At 41.2% G+C, this 17,647-nt stretch carries 17 protein-coding genes; 6 read left to right on the top strand and 11 right to left on the bottom strand.

Translation table 11 applies throughout. The features are described from left to right. The first annotated feature begins 93 nt into the window (after window positions 1-93). Entirely contained in the window at window positions 94-570 is a 477-nt protein-coding gene (locus tag JWR61_RS21865) for a hypothetical protein (protein WP_301929830.1), read from the top strand. Window positions 571-1,296: 726 nt separating this feature from the next. On the opposite strand, the gene JWR61_RS21860 is transcribed toward JWR61_RS21865, so the two are convergent. The 3 genes from JWR61_RS21860 to JWR61_RS21850 all read right to left on the bottom strand — a co-directional run bounded on the left by JWR61_RS21860 (window position 1,297) and on the right by JWR61_RS21850 (window position 2,219). Next, window positions 1,297-1,836: a cupin domain-containing protein gene (locus tag JWR61_RS21860; protein WP_301929829.1), complete on the bottom strand. Its 540-nt coding sequence runs from the start codon at window positions 1,834-1,836 to the stop codon at window positions 1,297-1,299. Between the two features lie 129 nt (window positions 1,837-1,965). Continuing rightward, window positions 1,966-2,097, bottom strand: a complete 132-nt coding sequence (locus JWR61_RS21855) for a hypothetical protein (protein ID WP_301929888.1) — start codon at window positions 2,095-2,097, stop codon at window positions 1,966-1,968. Window positions 2,098-2,120: 23 nt separating this feature from the next. Then, a complete protein-coding gene (locus JWR61_RS21850) occupies window positions 2,121-2,219 on the bottom strand; it encodes a DUF6496 domain-containing protein (protein WP_301929828.1) in 99 nt (32 codons plus the stop codon). A gap of 266 nt (window positions 2,220-2,485) precedes the next feature. On the opposite strand from JWR61_RS21850, the gene JWR61_RS21845 reads away from it, so the two are divergent. Continuing rightward, window positions 2,486-2,983 carry a DUF421 domain-containing protein gene (locus JWR61_RS21845; protein ID WP_301929827.1) on the top strand — a complete coding sequence of 166 codons (498 nt, stop codon included), beginning with the start codon at window positions 2,486-2,488 and terminating at the stop codon, window positions 2,981-2,983. Window positions 2,984-3,240: 257 nt separating this feature from the next. Here JWR61_RS21845 and JWR61_RS21840 read toward each other — a convergent pair whose 3' ends face one another. The 5 genes from JWR61_RS21840 to JWR61_RS21820 form a co-directional block, all read right to left on the bottom strand. Then, entirely contained in the window at window positions 3,241-3,738 is a 498-nt protein-coding gene (locus JWR61_RS21840) for a CinA family protein (protein WP_301929826.1), read from the bottom strand. 9 nt (window positions 3,739-3,747) lie between these two features. After that, entirely contained in the window at window positions 3,748-4,254 is a 507-nt protein-coding gene (locus tag JWR61_RS21835) for an inorganic diphosphatase (protein ID WP_301929825.1), read from the bottom strand. Window positions 4,255-4,281: 27 nt separating this feature from the next. Continuing rightward, complete coding sequence (locus JWR61_RS21830; protein ID WP_301929824.1) at window positions 4,282-4,431, bottom strand: hypothetical protein; 150 nt, start codon at window positions 4,429-4,431, stop codon at window positions 4,282-4,284. A gap of 1,037 nt (window positions 4,432-5,468) precedes the next feature. Then, complete coding sequence (locus JWR61_RS21825) at window positions 5,469-6,206, bottom strand: SDR family NAD(P)-dependent oxidoreductase (protein WP_301929823.1); 738 nt, start codon at window positions 6,204-6,206, stop codon at window positions 5,469-5,471. Further along, on the bottom strand, window positions 6,203-7,519 hold the full coding sequence (locus tag JWR61_RS21820) for a family 1 glycosylhydrolase (protein WP_301929822.1): 1,317 nt from the start codon (window positions 7,517-7,519) through the stop codon (window positions 6,203-6,205). The genes JWR61_RS21825 and JWR61_RS21820 overlap by 4 nt, the downstream gene beginning before the upstream one ends. A 556-nt stretch (window positions 7,520-8,075) precedes the next feature. Here JWR61_RS21820 and JWR61_RS21815 point away from each other — a divergent pair. Both JWR61_RS21815 and JWR61_RS21810 read left to right on the top strand, forming a co-directional pair. Further along, window positions 8,076-9,023 carry a KGG domain-containing protein gene (locus JWR61_RS21815; protein WP_301929821.1) on the top strand — a complete coding sequence of 316 codons (948 nt, stop codon included), beginning with the start codon at window positions 8,076-8,078 and terminating at the stop codon, window positions 9,021-9,023. A gap of 76 nt (window positions 9,024-9,099) precedes the next feature. Further along, the gene (locus tag JWR61_RS21810) at window positions 9,100-9,873 is read left to right on the top strand and encodes a ferritin-like domain-containing protein (protein ID WP_301929820.1); all 774 of its coding nucleotides are present in this window, start codon (window positions 9,100-9,102) and stop codon (window positions 9,871-9,873) included. A gap of 535 nt (window positions 9,874-10,408) precedes the next feature. Here the strand turns inward: JWR61_RS21810 and JWR61_RS21805 are convergent. Further along, window positions 10,409-11,953 carry an FAD-dependent oxidoreductase gene (locus JWR61_RS21805; protein ID WP_301929819.1) on the bottom strand — a complete coding sequence of 515 codons (1,545 nt, stop codon included), beginning with the start codon at window positions 11,951-11,953 and terminating at the stop codon, window positions 10,409-10,411. 943 nt (window positions 11,954-12,896) lie between these two features. On the opposite strand from JWR61_RS21805, the gene JWR61_RS21800 reads away from it, so the two are divergent. Further along, complete coding sequence (locus JWR61_RS21800; protein ID WP_301929818.1) at window positions 12,897-13,151, top strand: hypothetical protein; 255 nt, start codon at window positions 12,897-12,899, stop codon at window positions 13,149-13,151. A gap of 270 nt (window positions 13,152-13,421) precedes the next feature. Here JWR61_RS21800 and JWR61_RS21795 read toward each other — a convergent pair whose 3' ends face one another. Further along, window positions 13,422-14,669, bottom strand: a complete 1,248-nt coding sequence (locus tag JWR61_RS21795; protein ID WP_301929817.1) for an amine oxidase — start codon at window positions 14,667-14,669, stop codon at window positions 13,422-13,424. Between the two features lie 460 nt (window positions 14,670-15,129). Continuing rightward, window positions 15,130-16,227: a cellulase family glycosylhydrolase gene (locus JWR61_RS21790; protein ID WP_301929816.1), complete on the bottom strand. Its 1,098-nt coding sequence runs from the start codon at window positions 16,225-16,227 to the stop codon at window positions 15,130-15,132. A 229-nt stretch (window positions 16,228-16,456) separates the two neighbouring features. Here JWR61_RS21790 and JWR61_RS21785 point away from each other — a divergent pair, with 229 nt between their 5' ends. After that, window positions 16,457-17,641: a glycosyltransferase gene (locus JWR61_RS21785; RefSeq protein WP_301929815.1), complete on the top strand. Its 1,185-nt coding sequence runs from the start codon at window positions 16,457-16,459 to the stop codon at window positions 17,639-17,641. The last annotated feature ends 6 nt before the right edge of the window (window positions 17,642-17,647 follow it).

The raw sequence follows: 17,647 nt of genomic DNA, 5'->3' as shown, positions 1-17,647 counted from the left end.
TATCTACCGGCGTGGAAATATCTTCCTGAATATGCTTTGTTGTGTGATGGCAGCGAATTTGCAAAGGTAACTATGAACTAAAAAATCTTACACATGAAACGAAACGGTTTACTGGCATTATCAGCTATGGTAATTTTCTCTGCTTGCAGCAGCAACAGTTCTTCCGGTCCAAATGGACGGGATAGCAGTGAAAGTACTTCAGCAGGTGCTACGGATACCATGCGCAAGGAACCCGGCGCCTCGGGCGTTGGCAACAATGGTGGCAGCTTATCGGGTACCGCAGGTGGAAACATCAGGGCGAGTGATACTACTGGCAATGGTACGGGCTCTTCGGGTTCTGCAGGTAATGCAGCAGGTTCGGGTTCTACGGGTAAGGCGGGCAGCTTGCCGGGATCTTCCAGCGGCAGCAGTAGTAATGCCTCCGGTAGTGCGTCAGGAGGCAATACCGGAGCTGGCACTTCCAACGCACTCAACGGCGGTACAGATACCGGAAGTACAGGCAGCAAGAAAAGCAGTAATCATGATGCCACATACAGGAAAAAGGATTCAACCCACAAAATGAAACAGTAAGAAAGCAAAACGACGGCAAACCTGAACGTTATTATCAGAGCGAAGGAATGATGTGAAAATGCACGGGTATGGCACGCGACAGAAAATATTGTATTGCACCCGCCCGTGGGTGTTTGTATAAACGTATGGATGCAAAGCAAACAGTGCTATCAGTGCATTAACCTAAAAATGTTCAGGGAATATTGCGTGCGTACAAACTGCACTCAAACCATGGCAGGTGGTATTTAAGTGGGACATTCTTACGGGCATATTATTAGATAGTGAACGTTATTACTATTGTCTGATATTTGCTGACTTTATGTTATCTGTAGTTTAAGAATCAGATGGATTCAGCATTTTTCCCATAGACGCAATCTCTGGCATAATCTTTTTTTTAGGATTTTAAACGATTCATATGGTGACGCTTTCTTTTTACATTCCAGTAACCTGCAGGTGTTGCATGATTCTGCCTGCGAACAGTATCAGTGTAATTCTTGGTAGCCTTACAATAGTTGGCATTTTTATTTACGCAATCTTGAAATCGGTTAGAAGAAGAAAAAGTTCCCATTATATTTCCCTGCAAAGAATAAAAAAATTCAGATTTGAGCAAGAACAGATAACCAAAAGCAAATCCAGGGAAGGAAGTCCGGATGCAAAAAAATTGGCCCGTTAATCCCTGCTGGCTGGTTATCATTCTTAATAACTGTAGTACCTGTTTTTTTGTCTGGAAGATTGGTTCAGCGGACATCACTTCCAAAAACTTTTGAGAAATCCTTCCTTTCCAAAAACGGGGTCAAGCGAAGGCTTCGAAAGTTTTTGTAATTTTGGTTTAACTTTTTCAAGTTCTGCTTTTGTACCTAAATTGATATCATATTCACTGCCACCGGGATATGCACCTACGCAAAAAAAATTGTTGGAAGTTTTACTGCATTTATGTGCAAGGCCTGCAGGAATAATGACAACATCCCCTTTCGCCAAAACCAGTTTACGGCCACCTGGTCCGCCAAAAATTACCCAGGCTTTGCCGCAAGCGATTCCCATACATTCATGGGTATTGCTGTGGTAATGATGAAGGCTATAGATTCCATTGCTCCAGGAATTTTTCCAATTGTTTTTATGAAAGATCTTTTGAAGTGACCGGGCAGCTTTGTTTTTTTGCTTGCCCAACAGGAATACCTGTTTATAAATGAGTAATGGCAATTTACTGTTGGGAAAATCTTTGTTTGGTTTAAAAATATAGTCCGCAATTACAGGGTTTGTGTTGGTTAATTTATCATCGTGTGACATAATTGGATCATTAAGAAACTTGTAAAAACAAAAAAACTACGTTTCGGTTAAGGCAACGTTGAGATAAAATTAAGGTTGGCCCTTCCCCCTACAACTACTTAGATTCCGTAATTCTAAGCAGAAAATTTTTTATGAACTTTTCGGCGTAGAACTCTTTGTAGCTGATTTTTTTGTTGCAGATTTTTTAGTAGCCTTTTTAGTGCCGGAAGATGACTTTTCAGGAGCCCCGGCACCTGCTTGTCCGGCTTCCGACAAACCGATGGCGATTGCCTCTTTCTTACTGGTTACTTTTTTTCCTGAACGGCGCTTTTAAGTGTGCCGGCTTTTTTTTCATGCATAGCCCGTTCCACTTTGTCGCCGGCTTTTTTAGAGTCCTTAGCCATTGTTAATAATTTAATTGGAATCATACACCCGAAATCCCGGGATATTGAAATGAATACAAACTTTATGCAAAATATCGAGCCGTATTAAGCGGGCCGTTCAGGATAACAACCCTGTGGTATTCTTTACTCAATTAATAAAATGGTATCCTGTTCCTGCCACAATTCCCTGATTTTGGCAGATTGTACCTTCCTGTTCGAATAGGCATACCGTTGGATAATAACAAATAAATCCGGGGCTTAGTGTTTCACAGAAAAGACTTTAATACATGGAATTAATAAACCATCTTTTTGGAAAGGAAGATCAGCTTACCACATTACAAATGTGTGCCAGAGGGGTCCTTGTATTTTTAACTGCCCTGATCATTATGCGGATAGGCAGCGTGCGGACATTCGGAAAAGAATCTGCCATAGATCATGTAGTCATGATCATTCTTGGAGGAATTTTAAGCCGGGTTATTACCGGGGCTTCGCCTTTTGTACCTGTAATGGCATCCACCTTTACCATTATCATTCTCCACCGGTTACTTGCCCGGATATGTATATACAATCATACGATAGGGGATATTATTAAAGGGAAAAAGAGAGTTTTGTACAGCAATAATAAAATCATTGAATCCAATATGAAAAAAGTGCTGGTGAGTGAAGAAGATTTAAAACAGGGGGTACGCCTTGAACTGAATGAACATGACACGAAACATGTCGACGAAATTTTAATAGAAAGAAATGGAGAAATCAGCATTGTAAAAAAGACAGTGATATCTTAATGCCGCTATCCATCTGCACCCTTATCAGCGCACCGTGCCTGCGCAGGCGCATCTCTTACTCCACGGTTGAAGAAAGCTATAAAAAAAGCCGAAAATGTTGCTTTGTGGATGTGGCTCATTTTATTTGTGAGGCGTTGGCTATGGGTTTCTTAATGCATGGTTTGATCCAGACTTGATCATTATTATTTAAAATTCTTTTTCTTTTAATTGATTGTGGGCGATCTCCGCATTCAAATACAAACTGAAACTAAGAAACTTCAATCAATGCGGTCAATTGTATTTAATACATCCAGCAATTCTTTCAGAATCCTATTTACATATACTAATTGAACTTGTAAAGGCTCTTTAATATTGGTGGTTATCTTACCTGATTTTACAACATCATTTTTAAAGCTAATGGCAAAATGGGCGTACAACGGATTCATATCATGCCCCGGTAAGGGGGAGGCATATCCTGTAATACCTATTCCCCAGTCACTCAGAAAAGAATTACTAACGCCCAATGCCATTTCAGATGCGGTTGACTCTGAAACACAATTGCAGCTTATGGCATGTAATATATCTATATGCAGATGCGTATATTTCTGTTTGGCGTTGTAGGCAGTTATACCTCCCTGGAAAAAGGCAGTTGCATTTTCTGCAGCAGCGAATGCCGCCTGCAGTAATCCCGCTGTAACACTTTCGGCCACGGCTAATGTTTGATGTTTACGAAACAAACTATCAGCGGTTTCCTGCAATATGACCTTGTCAAACATACCCTGCTTTTAAATTATCTGATGAGTCTTTTTCTTAATGCTCGCCTTTTTAATAAGCTTGAAAGACGCTTGGCTTCCGACGATATCCAATATCTTAAATTTCTTGCCAGCCTCTTTGTTATAATTAATGAAGAAGTCCTGTACTTGGGTAATGATCTGCTTTGGTAACTGGCTGACTTCACGTACGGATTTGAACTGTTCCGATTCTAACGGTATGCCTATAAACCTATCGTTTCTTATCGTGCGATGATGTTTTTCTGTTTGCTCAGCCAGTATAGCGCCAACGATCCGGCAGTCCATTGCACAGCCTGTAATTGTAACAAACTCGGAAATTGCTATAATATCCAACGGGTCGCCATCATCACCGCTAGTATTGGGGATGAATCCAAAATCGAAAGGAAATACCATACCTGCGGGTAATGCTTTATTCAGCTTAAAGCATTGTAGTTTTTTATCGTAGTCAAATTTTAAGTGGCTGTTTTTTGCCGTTTCTATAATAATAGTAAGTGGTTCCATTTTATATGTTGCAAACTGTATCAATTTTTATTTGTCAGGATCCAGGGTAATCGCCCTTAATTCCTTCCTGAATTCATAATGTTCGTGTAGTATTTTTTCCATTGTAATGAATACCGCTGCATTATTTTGGCCGGTAGCGAAGCTGCCCCATTGTCCAACAAATAAACATCCGCTCAATTTTACCCGTTAATTTGAAACCTAAAAAGTGCAATTGCCTTCTATGGCTCCGTTTAAAAATATACCGGGTTATAGGAGTACTGCTTTCAATTGTTCGGTTACGTATCTTTCTTTTCAATTTTCGCCTTTGGCGTTTTGGGTTGCTGCCGCTAAACTGGTACTAAGTGTTGTATCGTTTAAAATATTCCGCACAGTAGAATTGAATCTACAGTGGTTTACTTCGGTTGCCCTCTGTTTCCCTTTCGGTGTGACGCGGATCCGTTAGACTGACTGCCTGGTTTTTCTTCCGATCCTGGTCTGCTTGCTGCTGCAATTTGTCTATATGCTGGGGGCTGTTCCAGTGTCTTTACCGCATATGCACTGCCTTGTTTGGTAGTTGTATATTTAGTTATCTTTTTCAAAATTTGTTTTAATTACCAGTACGTAAACTGTGCCAAAAGTTCTTTTACCCACAGAATTTTAAAGCTTGCTTTAACGAAAAAAATGCCCTAATAAAACAGTAGTAATTTTTAAAAGGCTGCTTTTAAAATATATGATGGCAATTAATACAGTTATATTAAACAATGGCCAACAGAGCTTGCACACTACTGCGGAAACTGGCGAAAGGTGGCGGGGCGGGAACTGATCATCTCCTTCATTGTTGTCAAAAAAAATGGACTATGATTTCGATTATCACTCAAGTATAAAAGGGGGTTTATCTGATGATAAGCGTGATGGTACCTATGGCAATTGTTATGACGATTATAATTGGAAGAATGGATCCCAACAAAAAAAAATCAGCGAATGATTATTGCAGTCTCATTTGTATTCGTTATTACAACACCGGCTTTGCGTACATAAACTCCGGCAGGGGTTGTTAATATATGCCGGCCATGATACCACATCATTTCTCAGCAGTAATGACTAGTAAACATCCAGCGATTAAAGACCTGAGAAGCGGGAATCAGCTGACAGTATCATTGCATCTCAGTAAAAAGAGATAGCTCCAATAGAATCAATGATTGCTCGTCTGAAATAAACTTCAACGCTCGCAGCATTTATAAACGGTTCAGTCTTCCGCCATCTACTTCCGCCATGGCGCCCTGCACAAATGCCGCTTCGTCGGAAGCTAGAAAGGCGGCTACGTCTGCAATATCTTCCGGCTTACCTACACTGTCTTTGCTTACCTGTTCCAGGCCAGCCTTGATGTTGGGATTTTGCCACAGCATAGGTGTATCAATGGCCCCTGGTAATATCGCGTTTACCCGTATGCCTTTTTCTTTACCTTCAATGGCGGCGGACCTGGTAAGCGAAAGCAAAGCGGCTTTAGCGGCGGCATAAGTAGCCACCATCGGGGTTGTTTCCAGTGCATGAATACTTGATATATTTATAATTGCGCCTCCGTTTTTCATGTGCAGAAAAGCGCCTTTTATGAAATAAAATGCACCCATTAAATCAACACTTAAAATCCGCATCCAGTCTTCCGTAGTATGCTCTTCAAGCTTTTTAAAAATCATTAAACCAGCGTTGTTTATGATCACATCCAGCGAACCAAAATGCTGCATCGCATTGGTGACCGTTGCCACTGCCTGTTCTTCTTCACTTACGTCGCATTGTGACAAAAGTGGTATTACACCATTGGGAGACGCTATTTGCCTGCCGGCTGTTTGCAATTGATCCATGTTAATGTCGGCCAGTACCAGGTTTGCGCCTTCCGCGGCAAATTTTTTCGCAATAGCCAGCCCGATGCCGCCTGCTGCGCCAGTTACAATGACTGTTTTGTTATTGAATTTCATATGTCTTTTTTTCCTGCCTGTAGCAGCGTCTTTGTATCCTGTTGATTGTCTTCATCTTTTCTTGCTCTTTTGTTAGATTCACATGTTATCCTGTTATTACCGGGTGATACCACGGGTACATTCAGGCAAACACTTTGGGTTGGCAATACCTCTGTCCATTCTTTTATCAGTTCTTTGTATGCTGTACCCACGGCCCTGATATTCCTGTTGAGATCATATAAACCCAGCGGATTGACGCGATTGTTTTCTTCCCGTAAGGCAGTATCCCAATCCACCTGGTCAGTAAGAGAATACCAGGTAAAGCCCAGAATGGGAAGACCATCATTTCTTACCCTCATTACATTCGCCCATTCTTTCCATAGCCATTTTACCGCTTCGTCCCCACAGGGTCCTTCTCTTAAGTTTGTTTCCGTATGCATCACCGGCAGTTTATATCGTTCGTAATATTGCGAAGTGATCACATGATAGCCAAAAATTTCACCTGAAGCACGGGTGGCACCGTCTTCTGAAACCCGGTGTTCGTTGGTTACATAATAATCGTTGCCCATAATACAATGCCGCTTTAACTGGTTGTCCAGAAAAAAATGATATTCCTCTTTTGTCATACCATTGTCCATCAGGTATTCATACATTTCTGATTCAAGACGTTTGCCATAATTAAGATCGAGCGATAAAAATCGCCTTGCGTTCATTAACTCCGCGGGCTTAATAGCCCTGGGGTTTTCTGCATGAAAATATTCAGATGACTCACTCTGTATGAAAATAGCATCCGGTCGTATAGCAAGTATAGCCTCCATGGCAAGCACATTGGCCTTCACAATGTGTTTTAAAGCGGTAACAAATGATTTGTCGGTTGTAAGCTGCTCGTTCCACCATCCATAGTAAGCGGAAAATAATGCACAGATGTACATTTCGTTCACCGGTGTATACAATTGTACCCATGGATATCTTTTGGCGAATGCGGTTGCATATTGAGCGAAAAGCATTGGAAAATCCGGGTTTTGAAAATCGCCGATAAAGTCGGGTACTCCAAAATGACAAAGGTCTATGATAGGTATAATTTGCTGTTGCCTGATGTAGCGAAGAACAGTGTCTGCAAATTCCCAGTCAAATTTACCAGCGCCGCAAAAAGTAGTATGTAAGGGCGGCCCATAGCGTAATACCTGGATGTCCATTTCCTTTACAAGGTCAATATCTTTTTGCCACCAGGTATAATGCCCGCATTTTTCAAGTTCATCTATCCGCCGGCGTCCATTATTGATCAGTGGGGCACTGTTTTCAATGCCCGTTGCAAACATAAATCTTCGTAACATACGGCGATTAAATCAAACAGTGTGCCGCTGCAATTCGGATTCGTTTGCCTTAGACTGCTGGTCAGTCACCATCATGCATCTTAGTGATCTAACCCGGAATGTAATCAAAAACTTGTAGGCGGTGTCCGGGCCAGACAATGCAATTGCATATTGATCTTAAATAAAATTCAGTGTATCTACAGGAATGGTTTTAGATTGACCGGCATGCATAGCGTATGACCCTACATCCTTTTTAATTAAGAAAAGTTGAATAAAAATGCGAATGTCCGCCAATAAAATTTGATCGATGGAATCGTTTACTAACAATAAAAAAAAGTTCATTGTATGTGTTAAACCGGCACAAAATTTAATTGCGCGTGATGTCTATTGTAATGGACATGTGTAAGATTTTTCGTGGAAAAAAAGCACCGAAACCAGTTGTATATTTTGGGCTTCTTAATAATCCAAAAACTTTGCGATGATGGCATACTTTTTATTTTCTAAAAAGTATCTGATGCGCAGCAGAACAACTTTTTAAATACACTTATTTTATTAACTACACTTAAATTTTTAAATCATGACTAATAGATATAGTGGCAGGCAGGCATCTGCAGGACAAGGCCGAAATCAGTATGATCAGGGAACACAATATCGGGGGTCACAGGGATACAACCGCCAGAATTTTGAAGAAGACGATTACGATGAAGATGATTATGACCTGGATGATAATTACGATTATGAGGATGATGAAGATGATGATTATAACACAAGCGCTGAGTATGATGACGATTATGATGAATACGAAGACGATGATGATTACGAAGACGACTATGATGACGAGCAGTACAACCGGCAGGAAGATTACGGCAGATCTTCAAGAAGCGGACGACGTGGCTTTGGCGGTGGCAGCCGCAACAGTCAAAACAGGCCGGCTTCCATGAGCCAGGGAAATGGGGACAACCGCAATGGAAATCCGGGTAACAGGCAGCGTGGCGGAGGCTACGAGAATAGCAATGATCAGGCGGGACGACGCACAGGAAGGGGTTTCGCATCCATGGATCCGCAACAACAAAGAAGAATAGCTTCTATGGGGGGGCGGGCATCACACCGGGGAAATGAGGGCAGCCAAAATCGAAATGAGGAAAGAAGCCGATCACAGAATGGAAGGCGTTCTTCAGGGGGAAACAGTTCAGGAGCGCAGAGAAGAAACAGTTCTGGTAACAGGGGGTTTGCATCCATGGACCCTGAACAGCAAAGAAGAATTGCAGCCATGGGCGGTCGTGCTTCCCATTCAGGTGATGGAAATTCTTCCAGACGCGGCTCTCAGAGCGATGGCCGGACTTCACAGAGAAACCGTTCGGACTCGAATGGACGGAGTGGTGGTAGTGGAAGAGGCTTTGCATCCATGGATCCTGAACAGCAAAGAAGAATCGCATCCATGGGAGGCAAGGCCTCACACGGGGGCAACAGTGGCGACCGTTCCGGCGGCAGACGTTCTGGACAGAGGAGTGGTGGCAGAAGATAATCATGCGTGAGGATATGCCGGATGGGCTTATAAGACATGGGCAAAATAATATTTCATTCCTAAAAATAAACCATATATGAAACAAGCTGAGTTAGTAAAAGATAACCCTGAAAATCAAGAAGCAATGGAAACAGGGGAAAAGGATCAGGATAAAAACACGGCGACAGGCGCCTCAAATTTAAGCAACAGTGACGACAGTTCCCCGTCACCGCTTACCACAACAGGTGATCAGCATGGTAAAAACGGCCATAGCAATGGAAATGGTAAAAGTACAAAGGGTGATTCGTCCAAATCCGCCGGCAGGCGGGAAGAGGCACAAAAAGAGACGCCCCTACTCGAAAAATTTTTTACAGATCAATTGAAGGATATGTATTATGCCGAACAGCAATTGACTAAGGCGATTCCCAAAATGGAAGAGGCTTCTACTTCAGAGGAGCTAAAAGAAGCATTCAACGATCATTTACACCAGACTCAAAAGCATGTAAAAAGACTTGAAAAAGTATTTAAACTACTTGGGAAAGAAGCGGAAGGAAAAAAATGTGAAGCGATTGAGGGTCTGGTTAAAGAGGCCAATACCATTATCAGTGAAACCAAGGCGGGTTCTGCTACGAGAGACGCCGCTTTAATTATTGCTGCCCAAAAAGTTGAACACTACGAAATAGCAAGTTACGGAGGTCTTGTGCAATTGGCGCTTACAATGAATCTTGACGAAGTATCGGATATATTGGATACAACTTTGATGGAGGAAGAAGATACGGATCAGTTGCTGACAGATATTGCCGAAAACTCAATTAATATGGAGGCAGAAGCCGAGGCGGAATACTCTTGGTCCACAAGTACAGAGGTTTAACATATTGTATAGCTTTTTGTTGCGAAAATATCCGGGCTTAGCCCGGATATTTTTTATACGACAACATTAATATTCCGCTGAGCAGGGCAGGAGTGAACCCCCTTGGCGCAATCTTTTCTGAAAGCGTGGGTGGGCAGAGAATTGAAAAAATTAGCGGGTAGTGTAAATTGCGCTCATGTAGAAAAGGCTACTACACCATCCTATTTCAGGGATTTCGTTTTTCAGCAATCAATAAACATGTTTATGTTTGCGAATGAGTAAAGGAAGGTAACGTGCATATCGACTAAGGCTGCACACTGTTTCATCCAAGCAATTATAGCAGATATATAAAGATGCCAGGAATTAGTTATTACAAAACTAAATTCAACATTTACACAGCTTTTCATCTCAAGTTTGAAATAATAATGCAGGTCCGTAGCATTATGCTTTTGTTTAAAAAACCGGATATAATTACCGCCCCGCTCACCGCCGTATACCTGGGAAGATTCTTTAAAATCCTTGTGGCATTATAGAATGCGAAGTCAATATGGCCGGGTTATGATGGAGAACTTTTTGATGTTTTTTCTTCCCAATCAACATTTTCTAAATTCACCTGGGCAGGGCCATTGAGAACTTCTCCCTCGGGGGAATATCTTGCGCCATGGCAGGGGCAATCCCAGGTTTTTTCACTGTTATTCCATCCGACAGTACATTTGGTATGCGTACAGGCAGCATTTAATACATGAAGCTGCCGGGCATCGTCTTTATAGATTGCTAATATGTGCCCATCCTGCTTTAGTATTTTAGCTTCGCCTGCAGCAATTTCCGTCAGTGTTTTTATTTTTTCTGTGTTGAATTTTCCTTTTACAAAACTGGCCACAGCATCTGCACCTTCCTTTACAAAATTTGCAAAACCAGCAATTGGTTTGATGCGGTTGGGATCAAACAGATCCTGGTAAATACTTTTACCATTGTTAATGATATCTGATAAAATTGTGGCTGCAAGTGTTCCATATATCATTCCGTTTCCGCCAAAGCCAGTTGCTACATAAATATTTCCCTCGCTTCCCGGCAGCTTGCCGATATAAGGTAATCCGTCAGCAGGTTCATAATATTGTGAAGACCATTTGAAGTCAATGCTTTCAACGTCAAAATAACTGCGGACATGACTCTCCAGTCTTCTGAAACAATTATCAGTATTTTCTTCATGGCCCGTTTTATGATCTTCACCGCCAGCTATTAAATAAAGTTGGTCTTCTACTTTTTGTGTGCGGTAATAGTGGTACGGATCATTCATGTCGTAGCCGAGCGCATCGGGATATTCTCCGCGTAATTTAAACGCAATGGCATAACTTCTGTACGGTGCACAGCGGAAATGTAAAAGATTTACGCCGGGCGGAATATGGGTAGCGTAGATGACTTTTGTAGCAGTAAATACTTTATTGTTGGCGCTGATTGATAGCTGATCGTCGTCTTCTTGTACTATATCAGATACCCTGTGATGCTGAAGTATCACGCCACCCAATTCTTCAAAAGCCCTTGCCATGGAAAAAATATATTGTATTGGATTGAATTGTGCCTGGTTATTAAAAACAGCAAGTTTTAAGTAAGGAATTGGGAAAGGAGAATGATTGGTAAAATTTACTTGTACACCGAAAGACTGTGCGGATTCAACTATATCGTCCAGCTCTTTGTCCTGTGACTCGTTTATAGAAAAAAGATATCCATCCTTTGTGTCGTATTCACAGTCGATATTATAATCACTGATGTTTTTTTTTATGGTTGCCATTGCTTCTTCTGCCGCATGGGCAAGGAGCTGTGCATTTTCAATTCCAAAATTTTTACTGACTTTATAATAGGGCGTATCGAAAAAAGTATTCAAATGTGCCGTAGTGCCGCCAGTAGTACCAAAGCCCAATGTCTGAGCTTCGAGAAGTAAACATTTTTTTCCCGCCGATTGTAGCAACAAAGCGGAAGTAATACCAGTGATTCCGCCACCTACGATTACGATATCATAAAGCTTTTCAATATTAAGACCCGCAACAGGTCTATAGTTTTCAATGCCCTGCCATAAACTTTTATTTGCGCCATCTCGTTCCATGGTAAAATTTTAAAGTAAACAAAATAAAAATTGTGCCATACCAACTATCATTATCTTTTGGGCATGTGTTGACCTTCTTCACAAAAAATCTTTGGCGACTGTTGCAGGAAAATGTCCTTTGTTTATACCTGGGCCAGGTGTTTTTTAACTGGATGCTTCATTTTGCACATATTTATTTGGGGTGTACTTTTCAATGTTTTTTACATTCAAAGCTTTTTTCATTGCAAAATCGAAAACAATATTTTGTCTTTTTTAGCACATCTCTTTTTAATGTTAATTTGGAATCATACCAATAACGCTTTCAGGGTTTAATTTTGGCCTGTCCAGCAGCTCATTCCTGGTAAAATTTCCTACATCACTGAAATGTTTTGGTTAAATAATTTGTCGCAATCACGGCTTCTCCATTCATCAGCAGTTGCTTTTATAGCTTAAAATACATCCCGTTTAGCATTTATAACATCGGTAGACCAAAAGCAGATCTTGTCAATGTTATCTTCAAGAGTTAGTGAACAGGTGTAAAAATTGCCTTAACCGGTCTTAAGTTACAACTTAAAGCCAAGGCTTTTATCTGGTTTTGTTTCTTCATCAATACTGTAGCAGCCAAACATACAGGACTGGTCGATAAATACTCAATTTTTTGATGGATGAGGAAATAAACACACAGTTATTTTGCTGAAAGAATTGCAGGAACAGCCATTTAACTGACTATAAAATTTGCACATGCTTTGTATCACTTTTAAACGAAGACTACAAACGGAAAAATATCAATCATTACTGTCTCCTGGCAACTAATGGGGCGGCGAATATGGAGTTTTAGCCCGGGTCTTTAAGTAATCCTGAGGCAATTTATTGTACTCCGGCAAGTAACTGATTATTTTTTGTTGAAGATTCGAATGAAAGTTTTTTAGTAAAAGCAAACTAAAATTATCACTAAATTTTTTTTATGCAGGACTTTGATAGAAAACCTCTTCAAAACAATGGGGGTCTGCCGGAGATCGAGAAGCATTCCCATCCCGAAAGTGAAGCAGGTGACAATGCAATCGAACCATCTGAAGAAGATAAAGATGAACTGCTGAACAACTGGAGAGATGCCATGAATGATGACAGTTTCTTGCCGGAGGTACAACACCGAACAGGAGAAGGCCCCGGGAAAAGTGAACTATGTGAAGAGCATAATGACGGAGAGCAGACTACCTGACAGATGCTGGATTAATAACCGTCTAAAAGCCCTGCACACCGGTAGAGCAATACAGTTGTGCCCAGCTACAGTTAAGAGCATTAATCCAAATCTCTTTCCTTATATCAGTTCAAAAATCCAATTATAGGTAAAAGTAGAATTAATTGAATTGCATCCAAATTCACCAGCCAATCAGTTGGATTTCATCGCTTCACCGTATTGGTTTTTATTTTTTAGGCCCGTCGCTTTGGACGGTATTCGAACGACTGCAATCCGAAGGTCGTACCTACCTCAAATCAAACTGAATGCAGCCTTTAGCCTGGCCTGCGCATTCATAAATGCTGCAGCGGAGGGCTTGTGTAATATTCTCCGGATCTCATCTGGTGTCGATGCTCCATCCCAGAGACCCGATTCATGCCATATATTCGTATTGTCCCAGTCTGGGCGATCTATCATGGGATACCAGCAAACACCGAAAAAAGGCAAACCTGATGAAAGGACTGCAGCGCATTCATCCGCAAGCATTTTTATCCATAATGGACGGTCCTCCCTGGGATGGCTCGTCTCTGAGAGTACTATTGGACGCTTGTACCTCTGATAAACAACGCTTAAAAGTTTACTGAGGGGCAAAAATCTTTCGTCATTCGTCTCATTCCGCCAGGGCAACACATCACCGGTTCCAATGATCCATTGGTTATTGTAATAATAATTATAGCCCAAAATATCCAGGTATTCAGGCTTGCCTTTTAATTCAGGGCATATACGCCCCGAAAGCATATCCGTTACCTGAAACTGATCCTCGTTTAAACGAACTGCTTCAGCAAACTGATTAGGATCGGCATTCAGGGGAGGCACAATATTTACAAGTGGTTCGGTGGTTAAAATACGAACTGCGGAATCAATTTGTCTGATAGCTTCGATGCCTTCAATGTATGCTTTCATTAGGTGGTATTTCACTTCCCAGCCCTGCCTGATGCAATAAGGAGCAGTCCCTCTGACATCTCCTCCCAGCCAGGATAAGAAGCTCACTTCGTTGATGGGGGTAATAATTAAAACACCGCTTGGATTGATGCGCCGGAAAAAAAGGACAAATGCGCTGCACAATGCTGCAAAGCGCCGTGCAAACATAGGATGAAGCGGAGTTAAATCATCCGGGAAACCAAAATGGCAGAGGTCCCATATTTGCTGAATGTTATTTTCCTTTGCTGCGATGATCAGCTGTTCAACTTCAGTAAAATTATACCGGTAAGGCGACTGTTCTGCAAAGCTCCATCGGATACCTTCTCTTACCGTCTTTATTCCAAAGAGCGATAACCGTTTATAATCGTCACCAACAAACCTAAGATGTCCTGTTTCATTAATAAGATCCACCCGGTGGCCAAATGCATTCAGGTGATCGGCACATTCAAACCCAGCCATCCAGAAAGTCTTGAATGGATTAACCGTGTTATTGGAGTTCTGTGTATCGTTATCATTGCAACCCAATTGTATTTTTGGGGAATTTGAATGGACGTTAAGCAGCATTTCAGTCTGGGTCATTGTTATGTCGCTGGTTGGGGGGTGTTAAAAAATATCACAGAACGTATACTGCCAGAAAATAGCTGTTACACAAAATATAAAACAAATTGAATGAAATTAGTCAGGCTGTACAAATTATACTATTCATAAGTTATACCAAATATTAAGAAGTTAAATAACTGGGCAAATGCTGAACAAGAAAATTTTGTGACTAATCAACAGAGCTAGGTGATAGCAAAGAATGAAGCGATCATCACACTAATATCTATGCTTCGCACGAACCATGCTTTTACGAAGTCTCTCGTGAAGCAAGGTATTTTTATTGAAGGCAAAGCCGGATTAAGGTGCGTCTTATTAATTGCAAATGCTTTTAATCATTCGCTATCACAAGCCGGTGTATTTTTTACAAAACAGACAATACGTTGAGAGAAAGATGCCTCCTTATTATTACGGCTTTCTTAAAAAAGTTGATATGAAAATATTAAGCAGAAATCTTATTATTGAATTGCATTAAATATTCAACTTCCTTTTTGTCATATGGTTCTCCGTTTTGCCGGTACACATCATGAAACCAAACTTCAGGTTCGTCTTTGTAAACTTTTTCCCAGGAGTCCCATGGACAGTGGGTTTGTGATTTTCCCGCGACAAACCCCCAGTTGTAACCACCAACTCCATTTTCTTTTAATACGGGTAATATTTCGCTGAAGGTACTGTTAAAGGGGCGGGCCATATATTCTGTACACAGCATTGGACGGCCATATCGTTTAAGATCATTGATTCTTTTTAAGATGCCTGTTTTGTCCTCGTAGCAGTGAAAGGAAATGATATCGGAATTGGTAAACATGTAATTGTTCAAAGGATTCATTAAAGAAGGGCAACTCCAGTCAAATTGCCAGGGAGCCATAGTAATGGGCTGAACAGGGTCAATGCTTCTAACCCATCCGATTGCTTTTTGTAACAGATTCATAGACAACTCCGCCTTGTGCACAGCGTAATTGTCATCCCTGTAGCTCCCCAAATTCATATTATCAGGCTCATTAAAAATATCCCATACGAAAATACGCTCATCATCCTTAAAATGTTGTACAACACCTTTAACATAATTCTGCAGATCGTCGTATTTATTAACATCATTTAACACCTCATATCCCGGGCACTGCACCCACCCGGAATTGTGTACATGATGCCTGGGTGCAGGTTGCACCCCGGCCCGCGGGTATGGGTTCCACACGCTATCAAAAAAAACAAACATCGTTTTAATGTCGTACTTATTTGCTGTTGAAAGAAACTGATCGAGCCGTTGTAAAAAACTTGCTTTATCCTGTTGCCAAACTAAATGGTGGAGGAATACCCTTATTGTATTAAAGCCCACGCCAGCAGCCCAGCTCAATTCTTTATCTATAATGTTGATGTCAAAACTGTCTGCCTGCCACATTTCCAATTGATTGATGGCGTATTGGGGAATGTAATTGCATCCCACCGGCCAAGGAGTTTTTAAAAACCATGAATTGATTCTTTCTTTGCTCCAGGGAAGGAACGTATGGGTATCGTTGGGTTGATGCGGATAACTGGTGTGCATAGGATCGACTTTATGTTATAATAAACGCCTGTTCAGTTGCCCTTATTATCTCACCCGGAAAAAAATAATCAGGCGCCTGCACTGAAAATATTTCCCCATTTGAAAAGAATTGTGCAATACAATTCGCAACAAAAAAGAATAGAATAAGCAGATACTACCTGTTAAGGCCTTGGCATATTTTTTATTCCTTTTAAGGTATAGAAACCTGATAAAATTAAAAACGACACTCATGGAAAGGAATCAAAAAGATATGGAAATCACTCAAGTTCGCACCAACACCTTAATTTGTTTTTCTCATTTACGCTGGGATTTTGTTTACCAGCGTCCGCAGCATCTTATGAGCCGATTGAATAAAACGTTCCAGGTATATTATGTGGAAGAACCGATATTTCATGCGGGGAAAGATAGTTATGTGGTTAAAAATACTGAGGAAGGAGTAATAGTGGTGACACCTCTGCTAAATGATAAGGACACTGAAATTTCATCGGTAGTATTCAGGCAAAAGCTGGTCGTAAGCAATTTGTTAGCTCAAAAGAGAATCGAAAAATTTATCGCCTGGTATTACACTCCAATGGCGCTTAAAATCAGCAGTCATCTAAAACCGGAATTGATTGTCTATGACTGCATGGATGAGCTATCGGCTTTTAAATTTGCACCGGCAGAATTAAAATTAATAGAAGCCGAATTGTTGGGCAAAGCCGCGGTAGTATTTACTGGTGGCCAAAGCTTATACAAGGCTAAAAAACTGCTGCACGACAATATTTTCGCCTTTCCCAGCAGTATCGACAAAAATCATTTTCAGCAGGCAAGGCAGGGATTGCCGCAGCCGGCCGACCAATCCGGCATTACCGGTAAGCGATTTGGATTTTACGGCGTGATAGACGAACGTTTTAACATTGCCCTTATTGACGAAGTTGCTTCCCTTCGGCCGGATTGGCAATTTGTTTTAGTCGGTCCTATAGTAAAAATTAATCCTGACGACCTGCCCCGCAGAAATAATATTCATTACCTCGGCGGAAAATCTTACGCTGAATTACCTTCTTATCTTGCGGGTTGGGATATCGCAATAATACCTTTTGAAAAAAATGAATCTACCAAATTTATAAGTCCTACTAAAACACCTGAATATCTCGCCGGAGGAAAACCAGTGATTTCTGCTTCCATAACTGATGTGGTCACACCTTACGCAGACATGCAATTGGTATCTATTGCAGATACAGCACCGGAGTTCATTAAGTGTGCAGAGCAGGAGTTTTCCAAAACACCCTCCCAATATAAAACCTGGCTCCAGAAAGTGGACCGTTTTCTTGAGCATGTTTCCTGGGATAACTGCGTGGATGAAATGATGATACATATTAACCTGGCCCTGGATAAAGCAAGGCATACCAATAGGACACTTAAATCTGTGGCATAAGATAGT

Origin of the sequence: Ferruginibacter sp., assembly GCF_028288465.1 — a bacterium.
Classification (GTDB): Bacteria; Bacteroidota; Bacteroidia; order Chitinophagales; family Chitinophagaceae; genus Ferruginibacter.
This window is presented reverse-complemented; position numbering and strand designations above follow the sequence as displayed.